Here is a 13002-nt window from a genome sequence, read left to right on the forward strand (position 1 = left end):
AAAAGAGTACTAATCAGTTAATTTCTGAAAGAATCTCTTGATGAATTATCACTTTTGTAAACCACTAAGCATCACAATGGCTTCTTTGAGCGAAAAAATAAAAGTGAAATAGGATATTTCTAATTTTGACTCTATTTTTAGACCTTATTATTTTTATCACACTCACAAAAATCAACAAAACATGAAAAAACTTTTTATTACCCTCATTAACATATTGCTGTTGGGGTCAATAGTTCATGCGCAAACGCAATTCTCCCCTCGCAATGGCGTGCAGGACGAAAGGCCTAATCTTTACGCTTTCACCAATGCAACAATTGTTGTAGATGCAAACACTACGCTTGAAGGTGCAACATTATTAATTCGTGGTTCAGTTATTGAAGCAGTTGGCAAAGGCATCAGCATTCCTATAGGAACTACCGTTACTGATTTAAAAGGAAAAAGAATTTATCCTTCTTTAGTAGAAGCTTATTCAAATTATGGTTTACCTGAAAATAAAAGTGAAGGTGGAAGAGGTTTCAGAGCTGACCCACAATTTGAATCTAAGAAAAAAGGAGCTTATAACTGGAACCAAGCTGTTTTACCAGAAGTAGATGCAGCAAATCTTTTTACAATCAACCCAACTGCTGCTGATGAATTCCGTAAAGCTGGATTTGGTGCTGCGATTAGCCACGTTCAAGACGGAATAGTGAGAGGTACTTCTACTTTATTGGCTTTGAGTGATGGTCGTGACCAAGATGCTTTATTGAAAAGTAAAGTTTCAGCTCATTACTCTTTCTCGAAAGGAACTTCAACACAAGACTATCCAAATTCAATGATGGGTTCTGTGGCATTAATTCGCCAGACTTATTATGATGCAGATTGGTTCAAAAAATCAAAAAACAAAGTTGAGTTTAATATTTCTTTAGATGCTTTTAATGCTAATCAGGGCATTCCACAAGTATTTGAAGTGGGTGATAAATTAGGAATTCTTCGTGCTAACAAAATCGCTAAAGAATTTGGCGTTCAATACATCATCAAAGGCATGGGCGATGAGTATCAACGTCTTGATGAAGTAAAAGCAACTGGTGCAACTTTAATTTTACCATTGAATTTCCCGACTACACCAGATGTTGAAGACCCTTACGATGCTTCGGTGGTTTCTTTAGCGGAAATGAAACATTGGGAAATGGCTCCAGCAAATGCTTCTTTATTATCAAAAGCAGGTGTGAGTTTTGTTTTTACGACTTCAAACTTAAAATCTAAAGCTGATTTTATGGCGAACCTTCGTAAAGCGATTGAATATGGTTTAGATGAAAAAATTGCTTTAGCAGCGATTACTTCTACGCCAGCACAATTGATGGAAGTTGATAATTTAGTAGGTTCATTAAAAGTAGGAATGTTAGCGAATTTCTTGATTACTTCTGATAATCTTTTCAAAGATGGAAACGTAATTTATGAAAACTGGGTAAAAGGGAAACGTTATGTAATTTCAAACATGAACGTTGTTGATGTTCGTGCAAATTATGATTTGACATTAGGAAGTAAAGCTGGTTTAAAATTGAATGTAACTGGAAAAGTTGAAAAACCTGATTTCCAAATCGTTGTTACAGATTCTATCAAAGTAAGTCCTAAAGTGACTAGAGTTGGTGAAAATTTCACTTTGAGCTTCAAATTAGATCCTAAAAAAGACAAAGGAGATACTCGTATCAGTACTTATTTCGATGGAAAGAATTTTAAAGGTGATGGTTTAGATGCTAATGGACAAGCGGTTGTTTTTACGGCAACTTTCAAAGAAGCGATGAAAGAAACGCCAGCAAAAGTTGACACTGCGAAAAAAGCTATTCCAGAAATTGGAAAATTATCATATCCATTCACTAGCTATGGAACTGAAGAAAAACCAAAAGTTGAAACAATTCTAGTAAAAAATGCTACAGTTTGGACAAACGAAAAAGAAGGAATCATCGCAAATACAGACGTGCTTTTACAAAATGGTAAAATTGCGAAAGTAGGTAAAAATCTTTCGGAAAGCGGTGCAAAAGTAATCGACGGAACTGGAAAACACTTAACAAACGGTATTTTTGACGAACATTCGCACATTGCTTTATTGTCTGTCAATGAAGGAACACAATCTGTTACTTCTGAAGTAAGAATGGAAGATGTTGTGAATTCAGAAGACATTAACATTTATCGTCAATTAGCAGGTGGTGTTACTTCTTCTCAATTATTACACGGTTCTGCAAACTCAATTGGTGGACAATCAGCCATCATCAAATTGAAATGGGGCGAAGCACCAGATGCTTTGAAAATTCCAAATGCAGATGGTTTTATAAAATTTGCTTTAGGCGAAAACGTAAAACAAGCTAACTGGGGCGACCGTGCTAGAATTCGTTTCCCACAAACTAGAATGGGTGTTGAGCAAATTATGATGGATGCTTTCTTGAGAGCAAAAGAATACGAAAAAGCAACAAAAGCAGCGGCAGCAAATCCTGCATTAGCACCAGTAAAACGTGATTTAGAATTAGATGCTTTAGTAGAAATTTTGAACAAGAAAAGATTTATCACTTGTCACTCTTATGTTCAATCTGAAATTAATATGTTATTGAAAGTTGCCGATTCATTAGGCTTTAAAGTAAATACTTTCACACACATTTTGGAAGGTTATAAAGTAGCTGATAAAATGAAAGCTCACGGTGCAAATGCTTCTACTTTCTCTGACTGGTGGGCTTATAAAATGGAAGTAAAAGAAGCGATTCCTTTCAATGCTGCTTTGATGACGAAAGTTGGGGTGAATACTTCTATCAACTCTGATGATGCAGAAATGGCTCGTCGTTTGAACCAAGAAGCTGCCAAAACAGTAATGTATGGCGGTATGACTGAAGAACAAGCTTGGAAAATGGTTACTTTGAATCCAGCAAAAATGTTGCATTTAGATAATCGTTTAGGAAGTATCAAAGTTGGTAAAGATGCAGACGTAGTGTTATGGAATAATAATCCACTTTCTGTTTACGCTAAACCTGAGAAAGTAATTATAGACGGTGCTACTTATTTCGACCTTGAGAAAGACAAAGAATTACGTTTAAAAATTGCTGCTGAACGTAATCGCATTACTCAAAAAATGTTGAATGCTAAAGCGGGCGGAGCTGCTACGGTAAAACCAGAAGTTAGAAGACCAAGATTATTCGTTTGTAATTCTGAAGGTGACTTAACTGAGGAAACTGGTGCTTATAAAGAAACTGGTGTATCTCAATCTGAAGGTCATGACCATGATTAATAGTTGTGATTGAGTGAATAGCGAATGAGTGATTTACAGCATTACATTTACTCATCAACTTTAAACTCATGAACTCATAGACTGAATTAAAACATTTTTTCAAAAGAACATACAATGAAAAACATAAAATACATATATAGCCTTGTATTCCTATTGCTGGCGAATACAATATTTGCCCAAAACCAAGCCGCAGGTTCTCCCCAAACAAAAGCCATAGCTTTGACGGGTGCTACGATTCATACAGCCTCAGGAAAAGTAATTCAAAACGGAGTAATCGTTTTTGATAAAGGAATTATTACTGCCGTTGGCGATGCTAATACGACTTTTAATAAATCGAATACAGAAGTAATTGACGTAGCTGGAAAAAGTGTTTATCCAGGTTTAATTTCACCTGCTAACCAATTAGGAATGGTTGAAATTGAAGCTGTTCGTGCAACGGACGACCAAGCTGAAATTGGACCATTCAACCCACACGTTCGTGCTTTGATTGCTTATAATACAGATTCAGAATTGATTCCAACAGTAAGAAGTAATGGTATTTTGTTGACACAAGCTACTCCACAAGGTGATATTATTACTGGAATGTCATCAATTATGCAATTGGATGGTTGGAACTGGGAAGATGCAGTCTTGAAAAAAGACGATGGTGTTCATATCAATTGGATTGGCTATTTCAAACGTGAATTTGATTTTGCTTCTTTCACTGCAACGACAAAAAGAAATGATAAAAGAGATGAATTATTAAGAGAAATCGACAAAACTTTTGATGATGCCATTGCATACGCTCAAGTAAAAAAACCAGCGGTTATTAATGTGAAATTGGAAGCGATGAAAGGACTTTTTGATGGTTCAAAAAATCTTTACATTTCTGCTGATTATGGAAAAGAAATCATTGAAGCAGTTCAATTTGCTAAAGCTAAAGGAGTAAAGAAAATCGTAATTATCGGTGGTGAAGAATCATTATTAGCGGCTGATTTCTTGAAAGAAAACAACGTTCCAGTTATCGTCGGAACAACGCACCGTTTGCCAAACAAAGTGGATGACGATACTGATTTACCTTATAAATTGCCACAATTATTACAGCAAAAAGGTGTTTTAGTTGGCTTAGCTTATATCGGCTTAAACTGGAGAACTCGTAATTTACCTTTCGTAGCGGGAACTGTTGCTGGTCACGGAATGGATAAAGAAGATGCTCTAAAATTAATCACTGCCAACAATGCAAAAATCTTAGGTATTGATAAATATGTAGGTACTTTAGAAGTAGGCAAACATGCAACTTTGATAGTTTCTGCTGGCGATGTATTGGATATGCGTACTGCGAAAGTAGAACAAGCATTTATCCAAGGTCGCAAAGTAGATTTAGACGACAAACAAAAACGTTTGTATAAAAAATATACTGAGAAATATGGCACAAAGTAGATTTCATTAAAAATAAAGAAAGCCTCTTCTCTAAAATGAGTTGAGGCTTTCTTTATTTTTAGAAGATACATATTAAATATTTTCAAAAATAGTATTACCTATTCTATCTTTATCTTCATTTGAAGTAAATGAACCACTCGGATGTGGAATACCAAACACTTTTATTCCGTTTAGCTCACCTTTAACTACTAAACGCTTTTTTCCTTTAAGTATCACTTGCGACTTTATATTTAATCTATCGAAACAGCTTGTACCAAGACAAATGATAATTTTAGGTTGAATAACATTAATCAATAAATCTTTGGTTAGCTCAACATTCTTTTTAAAAATTGCTGACCCATTTTTTCTACGTAATAAATCATGAATATTTGGCGTATTGAAATAAATGAGATTCATCAACATATAATCATTGAAAAACTCGTACTTTTCAAAAAATCTTTTGAGTTTTATCCAGACTTTCCATGTTTCTAATTTTTCTATATCAGGATTAGCTTGTATAAATCGTTCGGGAGTCATTCTATTATGTTCTATCAAATTCCAAATAGGATTTTTGTAAAGACTTTCATAAGGGTATGCTTTTCCTCCAGGGTTAATTCCTAAGAAAATTACATTAGGTTTATACTTCGGGGCTGTTTGAAATGCATAAAATGATAAGTCTAATTCCTTATTTTCAGGATTTGTTACAACTGTGTGTAAATAATCAACAGTATTTTTTGACCATTCTAATAATGCTTCTTCAAATTCATTCATGTTGTATTATATTAATTTAAGTAAATTAGTTTTTATGTAAGTTTGTATAAGTATATCCTGTAAATAATCATCATTGTTGATTCAACCAATATCGTGTGCTTTTCAACGTTCCAGTTTTAGTTAATGCAGTTATATTTACTAATTCTTGTAAATCACGAGTAACAGTTGCGTTAGATGCCCCTGAAATCGTTTTATAATTACCAGCACTCAAGCCTCCTTTGAATCCTTCTACTCCTGCTTCAAACATTCTTAGTATAACTTTGCTTTGTCTTTCATTCAATAAGTCTTTGTACTGATTAAAAAACTTTGTCTTAAAAATTAAAAAACTAACCATTCGTATGGTATAATCTTGTGCTTGCAAAGTCAATTCTGCAAAATATGTTAAATAAGCGTCTATGTTCAATTGATGATTGCAGGATTGTATCGCTTGGTAATAGGCTTTTTTTTGTGAGTCGATTACTTTTGCAAACGAAGTAAGTGCTGGTTTTCCTATTCGTTGCGAAATCGCTTTAGCTACTAAAGCTCTGCCGATACGTCCATTTCCATCTTCAAAAGGGTGAATTATTTCAAAATATAAATGTGTAATCCCTGCAAAAATAAAGGTTGAAACTTTTTGATTATTAGTTAAATTCTCCTGATACCAATTCAAAAATGTATCCATTTCAGCCTTTACTTGTCCAGAAGGCGGTGCTTCATAAAACACTCGTGGAGCAGACAAATTCCCTGATATAATTTGCATCGGTTCTTCATGTGTCCGATAGCTACCAATAGTTTCTATATCACGTCGCCCATTCATTAACATTTTATGCCATTTAAAAAGCATTTCATGGTTGAGCGTTTTATCATAATTCACATACAAATCCACCATCATTTCGGCTACGCCAGCAGCATTTGGTGGAACTTGTCGAAAATCTGTTTTCAAACCTAAATGCTTTCTAATAGAGCTTTGTACAGATTCTCTACTAAGAATTTCCCCCTCAATACTTGAGGTAGAAACAGCTTCTTGCGATAGAATTTCTACTTTTAAATTTTCTAATCCTTCGGCTTCAATATGCTGAATAGCTCCCCATATTTTACCAGTGTTACGTTCAAACTCCAACTCATAAATGAGTAGCTTTGATGGGTCATATTCAAAATTAGCCCAATTTTTATCTTGCCAAATCCAACGCATGAGCGATAAGTTTTACTTTTATAACTCAAAAATACTACATTTCATGAGTTATAAAAGCTTTTTTTATCGCTCATAGCAATACTTGTAAAATTATTTATCTTTTGACAATCAAGGATTTTCGCTATTTATTCCTTAACAGGTAAGAACAGGCAAACATTCTTCTTCAAAAATTGTATTTTCGTTTGAATATCCATAATCAACACAAACGAAAATGAAAGTACTTCAAGCTTTACTCTTTTCATTACTTTTTTCCATCTCCCTTTCAGCACAAAAAGCCAGTCAAAAGGTTTTAACACAGCGTTGGCAAGCCGACTGGATTGCTCCACAAAATGTCAATCTGAAAGATTTTGGAGTATTCCATTTCCGAAAAAATTTTGAATTAGCTCAAAAACCTGCTCAGTTTATCATCAATGTATCTGGTGATAATCGTTATAGACTTTTCGTGAATGGACATTTCATCGGAACGGGTCCGGCCCGAAGTGATTTAATGCACTGGAATTTTGAAACTTTTGACATTGCCCAATACCTCAATCAAGGTAAAAATACCATTGCTGCCGTCGTTTGGAATTTTGGAGAATATATGCCTGCTGCACAGATAAGTAATAAAACAGGCTTTATTGTACAAGGAAATACGGAACTGGAAAGCGTTGTAAATACCAACCAAACATGGAAAGTATTTCAAAATCAAGCTTATAAACCTATACCAGTGGATGGCAGAAAGCTTCGTACCTATATTGTTGTTGGTTGTGGCGAAGAAGTAGAAGCAGATAAATTTCCTACCAACTGGGAAAAACCATCATTTGATGATAGTCAGTGGACAAATGCACGTACTTTAGGACATGGTTATATTACTGGTACAGGTTCTGGAGCAGAATGGTATTTAGTACCAAGGAGTATTCCGCAAATGGAGGAGATTCACCAAAATATTAATAGTATTAGAAGATATGAAAGTTCTAAAACATTAACAATCAATGATAATTGGTTGAAAGGGAAAGGTACTTTAACCATTCCTGCTAATAGTAAAACTACTATTTTATTAGACCAAACTTTTGAAACGGTGGCTTATCCAGAAATAATTGTCAGCGGAGGAAAAGATTCAAAAATTAACTTTACTTATGCCGAAGCGTTGATTGATGATAAATGGGTAAGAGGCAACAGAAATGAAATTGAAGGAAAACATATTATTGGCATTCAAGATATATTCCGTCCAGATGGACAAGCCAAAAAAAGTTTCAGACCGCTTTGGTTTAGAACTTATCGCTACATAGAAATCACGATTGAAACCAAAGAACAAGCTTTAACAATCAATGATTTTTATGGTATCAAAACGGGTTATCCTTTTGAAGAAAAAGGTAATTTCACAAGTAATGACCCAAGTTTACAAAATATTTGGAAAGTAGGCTGGCAAACGGCTCGTTTATGTGCTGGCGAAAGTTATTTCGATTGCCCTTATTACGAACAATTACAATATACTGGCGATACCAGAATTCAGGCATTAATTTCATTATATGTTTCGGGCGACGACCGTTTGATGCGTAAAGCATTGACAGATTATGATAATTCAATGACTTCAGAAGGTTTAACACAAAGTCGTTATCCTTGCAATACGCCTCAAATCATTCCTACGTTCTCTTTGTTTTGGGTTTCTATGACTTACGATTATTGGATGCACCGCAAAGATGATGCTTTTGTTAAATCGCTTCTACCGAATATAGAAAAAGTATTAGGTTGGTACGAAAGAAAAATTGATCCACAAAAAAATATGTTGGGTGCAATGAGATGGTGGTCGTTTGTGGATTGGGCAAAGCCTTGGAAATGGAATCCAATATCAGACATCGGCGGTGTTCCAGATGGAGCTACAGATGGAAATTCATCAATTATTAGTTTCCAATACGCTTATACTTTGCGACAAGCTGCCGCTATTTTTGAAACTTATGGAGACAAAGACAAAGCTATTTATTACCGTACTCTGGCAGATTTAATCTCAAAATCAAGCTACGAACAATGTTGGGATGAAAGTAAAAATGAAGTAGCCGACACACCCGAAAAAAAGGCATTTAGTCAGCATGCCAATATTTTCGCCATACTTGCTAATGCCGTGCCAAGAGCCAATGAAAAAGCAATTATGGATAAAATTTTGAAAGACCAAAGTCTGACTCAAGCTACTTTTTACTTCCGTTTCTATCTAACGCAAGCTTTAAAAAAAGCAGGAAATGCCAATTTATATTACAGTACTTTAACACCTTGGCGAGATATGTTAAATATCGGTTTAAGTACTTTTGCAGAACAAACAGACCCAACTCGTTCAGATTGTCACGCTTGGTCAGCATCTCCCAATTATGATTTTTTATCGACGATTTGTGGGATTATGCCAGATGCACCGGGCTTTGAAGAAGTACGCATTCAACCAGCTTTAGCGGATTTAGAAAACGTATCAGGAAAGGTACCACACCCATCAGGAGAAATCACAGTTAAGCTAAAACGTAAAGGTAAAACAGGTATTTCTGGAGAAGTAAACCTCCCTTCTAACCTTTCAGGAAGATTTGTTTGGAATGGTAAAAGTATTGCCTTGAAAGGCGGTTTGCAAAATGTAGATGTAGATTAATTTTTTAGTTTTGTCAACTTTTTGAGATACTGTGGCAACTTTTAAAAAGTTGTCACAGTATAAGCTATACCAAACGGTTAATCTCCTCTTCTGAAAGACCAGTTATTTGAATAATCATCTCGACAGACATTCCCATAGCAAGCATGTTTTGGGCAACTTCTATCTTTCCTTCAATTTTCCCCTCTATCTTTCCTTTGATGATTCCTTTTATTTCCCCTTCCATTTCACCTTCTTCTCTCGCTGTATCTAAAGAGTTCTTTAAATCTCTGTAATACTTCAAACTATCTTCATAAGATAATACTTGAGCAGGTGTGAATTTAGCTATTTCAGCTGTTTCAAATACTTTTTCAAAGATTTGTTCTCGTAAACTTTCGGGGATTCTATCTAATTTATTAAGGTTACTGATAACATATAACCATTTATCAAATCTCGTTTCTAATTCATCTATCGTTTTTTTGAACTTTGGCATTTCTAAGTAGATAAAAGTCAACTTATCATAGAATATTTTATTAGTTTCTATGTCCTTCAACTTTACATCGTACCTAAATTTATCAGGTTCATTTTTATCTGCTTCAAATACAAAGTCAAGAATTGCGATGGTATAAACTGCTTTTAATTCATAATTCCAATCTGCTCTTTTAGCTTGCTCTCTGATGGGAAAAGTTGAGTAATAGACTGTTCTATCTTTAAAGAAATTCTGCTTCGATTTCTGTAGCTCTACAATAAATTTCTCGCCACGTTCATTTTCACAATACAAATCAAAAATTGCTTTTCTATCTAGTTCTGTTAGACCAAGATGCTCTGTTTTTAGATATGTTAATTCCTTAATTTGCCCTTGTTCTTCTTTTAATAATTCGTTCAGAAAATCCAATAACAAATCCTTGTTCAACTCTTCGCCAAACAATTTCTTAAAACCATAATCGGTAAAAGGATTGATATATTTCTCTACAAACTCTGCCATTTGTCTATAATTTTAAACAAAGATACAATTTTCGGAAAACTGATAGATTAAATCTTTATTCATAAAAATCAATCATATAAAACTCAAAATATTATTTAGTACTTACGCTAAAAGCTTGTGCTAATTGATTAGGGTTTACTTCAAAACAGCAATTTTTAAACTTTGCTTTCCTTTATCAGTCTCCAACAGTAAGATATAAATACCATTATGAATATCCTTCACCGATATAATATCTTGATTTTCTACTTGTTTAATTACTGAGCCTTTATCACTCAATAAAGTTAGTTTAAAGGGTTTAACAGGAACTTTGACTTGCAAATTATCATAGGCAGGATTAGGATAAGCAATAAAACTCTTTTCTATCAATGCTTCATTTCCTAAAATTGTTATGACTTCTAATGATGCGGGTAATGAATAAATCTGGAAACACTCATTTTTAAGCAAACATCTGTATGAATTTGAATTCTGTGAAATATTGGTAGATTTTATACTCAAAGTATTAGTCTGCTGTCCACTGTAAAGAGTATCTTGGCTTGAAATCTGCTTCCAAGTCAAAGCAGAATCAGTACTTACTTCCCATTGATAAGTTGATGTATTGGATGACCTAACAACAAACTGAACACCGCTCTTTTCCAACGTTGATTGGTTATTAGGTTGTTGTATAATTTGTATTTCAGGACATTGTTTTACTGTTAGGATAATCGTATCTGAGGTAGCAGTGTTGCATTGGCTTGATATTTGGCAACGATAAGAATATCCATTTTGTGCTTTGTTAACTGAATTAATTGCCAAAGTATAAGTTCTTTGACCAGAATAAGTAGAATCAAAATTCGTAATACCCGTCCAGTTACTTCCTTTATCTTTACTTACTTCCCATTGATAATTCGTAGCATTGTTTACATTAACTTCTAATGATGTTGACTGTGTTTCTAAAACTGGATTCGCCTTTGATTGTGGCTTAATCTTTAAAGGAATGGATTCGTTACAATTGGTTGTTAAAGAAAAAACTCCAGCCTTAAAAGTACCAAACCAAATCTTTCCATCTTTTGACTCACTCATCGTTACAATACTATATGGTAAATTTGGTGTATTAGATTTATTGTAGGTCGTAATCTTATTTTGGTTGTTAGGTTCAAACTTTTGGATTTCACTTCCTGAACTAGATTCATCATTAAAACTCCAAAAATTCCCTTTAGAATCGATAATGAAGTTGTAGTAATTTTTTACTTTGAAGTCACTGGGAAATATTATTTTCTCAAAATCAACTCCGTTGTACTTAAAAATATTTGCAGTACTACCCAATTGATTGTATTCAAGAACCCAAAGGTTGAATGAGGGGTCAACATATATGCTATATATTCGTTTAGGTAGATTTGGCGCATTAATTTTTTTAAATGCGACTCCATCAAATACTCCCAGACCATTATCTGTAAGTACCCAAACCCCTCCTCCTGCTTTAGGTAAAATTGTTTTAATATTTTCGTTTATACTAAACCAATTCCAAACTTCATCTTTAAACCATGCGAGTGTTTTTAATTTACCATAAATGTATATACTTACCCAAATTTGTTTTTTGCTATCCATTACGATTTGCTTAAAAGCATACCCTAAATTATACTCCTTCACTTGTAAACCACTATCCTGCTTACATTGCAATATTCGATTTTGAGAACCAAGCCAAAAATCATTCCCTTCACCTTGACAAAACTCACTCGCAGAGAATGGTAATACTAATGTTTCCTTTTTAGTTTCATTCATTCTAACAACTTTCTCTCCTCCATAAGGACCAATCCAAATATTATTTAATGCATCAGTGCCAATGATTGGGATGAAATTTGAAGTCAAACTCATTTCTGGTTGTTCTAATGGAATAAGTGTTTTTCCATCATAATAAATATTTTTATACTCATAATTATAATCAGAAAAAGACGCTTCTGCAATCTGATAGTTAATTAATATATTTCCCTTTATATTTTGTTCAAGAGATATAATATATGTGTAAACTTTGGTATCTAATTCGAATAAAAATATAAGTCTATCATTATAGTATTCATACACTTTTCCATTGTTGCCGAGTAAGATTTTATCATCAGCCGTATTACCCAAAGTAATATCAAGACCACCTAAAAGTTTCCTTGTTTCATTAGTCTTAGGGTAGAATTTTATTATTTGATCACCATTTTTGAAGACTATACCGCTATCTTTATCAACAATTAGCTTATTCTTATAAATATAAATAAATGGCAAAGAACTATTATTGTTATCGTAGCTTTTCCATGTCTTCCCATCAAATTGTAATAGTTTATAATCATCAATTAGCCAAATATTACCTGATTTATCCTGTGCAATAGGAATATTCGTAAACCTTTTTAATCCATTGTTTCCCAAATCATAGCTGGTATAAACTGAGTCCTTTCCAATTTTTACAAACTTTGTACCTCTGTCATAGCTAATCCATTTTTCATTATTGTTTGAATAAAAAAGTATTGGTTTTTCAGCAATTATCATTAAACCAATTTTGTTAGACTCTAACCATACTTTCCCATCAAAAACATAGGTTTTCCGTTCATCACTTGCCCATATTCTATCCTTTACATCAAGTGCTAAAGATACGACATTGCTGTCAAGACCATTTGAATTATTAAAAGCTTCAATTATTTTGTAATTCTTATCGTAATGAATTACCCCACCTCTAGTTCCAACCCATGAAGTAGAATCTTTCATGTTCAAAGAACAAGTAGTATTTGAATAAGATGTGTAATGTTTCCATTCTTGTGCTTTTGAATCATTAGAAAAGCAAGACATGTAGATGCAAACAATAAGTGTTTGTAAAAATTTATTCATCG

At 33.7% G+C, this 13002-nt stretch carries 7 protein-coding genes; 3 read left to right on the top strand and 4 right to left on the bottom strand.

The features are described 5' to 3' along the window. The first annotated feature begins 181 nt into the window (after positions 1–181). Both VB776_RS00815 and VB776_RS00820 read left to right on the top strand, forming a co-directional pair. Entirely contained in the window at positions 182–3250 is a 3069-nt protein-coding gene (locus VB776_RS00815) for an amidohydrolase family protein (RefSeq protein ID WP_323325063.1), read from the top strand. 114 nt (positions 3251–3364) lie between these two features. Next, positions 3365–4669: an amidohydrolase family protein gene (locus VB776_RS00820; protein WP_323325065.1), complete on the top strand. Its 1305-nt coding sequence runs from the start codon at positions 3365–3367 to the stop codon at positions 4667–4669. 72 nt (positions 4670–4741) lie between these two features. Here VB776_RS00820 and VB776_RS00825 read toward each other — a convergent pair whose 3' ends face one another. Continuing rightward, a complete protein-coding gene (locus VB776_RS00825) occupies positions 4742–5419 on the bottom strand; it encodes a uracil-DNA glycosylase family protein (protein ID WP_323325067.1) in 678 nt (225 codons plus the stop codon). Between the two features lie 70 nt (positions 5420–5489). Further along, positions 5490–6590, bottom strand: coding sequence for a Fic family protein (locus VB776_RS00830; RefSeq protein ID WP_323325069.1), 1101 nt, complete (start codon positions 6588–6590; stop codon positions 5490–5492). A gap of 211 nt (positions 6591–6801) precedes the next feature. Between VB776_RS00830 and VB776_RS00835 the strand changes: the two genes are divergently transcribed. Next, a complete protein-coding gene (locus tag VB776_RS00835; protein WP_323325071.1) occupies positions 6802–9195 on the top strand; it encodes an alpha-L-rhamnosidase-related protein in 2394 nt (797 codons plus the stop codon). Between the two features lie 64 nt (positions 9196–9259). Here VB776_RS00835 and VB776_RS00840 read toward each other — a convergent pair whose 3' ends face one another. Together VB776_RS00840 and VB776_RS00845 are read right to left on the bottom strand one after the other, a co-directional pair. Continuing rightward, the gene (locus VB776_RS00840) at positions 9260–10156 is read right to left on the bottom strand and encodes an Rpn family recombination-promoting nuclease/putative transposase (protein WP_323325073.1); all 897 of its coding nucleotides are present in this window, start codon (positions 10154–10156) and stop codon (positions 9260–9262) included. A gap of 135 nt (positions 10157–10291) precedes the next feature. Then, complete coding sequence (locus tag VB776_RS00845; protein WP_323325075.1) at positions 10292–13000, bottom strand: T9SS type A sorting domain-containing protein; 2709 nt, start codon at positions 12998–13000, stop codon at positions 10292–10294. Between the last annotated feature and the right edge of the window lie 2 nt (positions 13001–13002).

The sequence above is a fragment of the Arcicella gelida genome (assembly GCF_034931025.1).
Taxonomy (GTDB): Bacteria; Bacteroidota; Bacteroidia; order Cytophagales; family Spirosomataceae; genus Arcicella; species Arcicella gelida.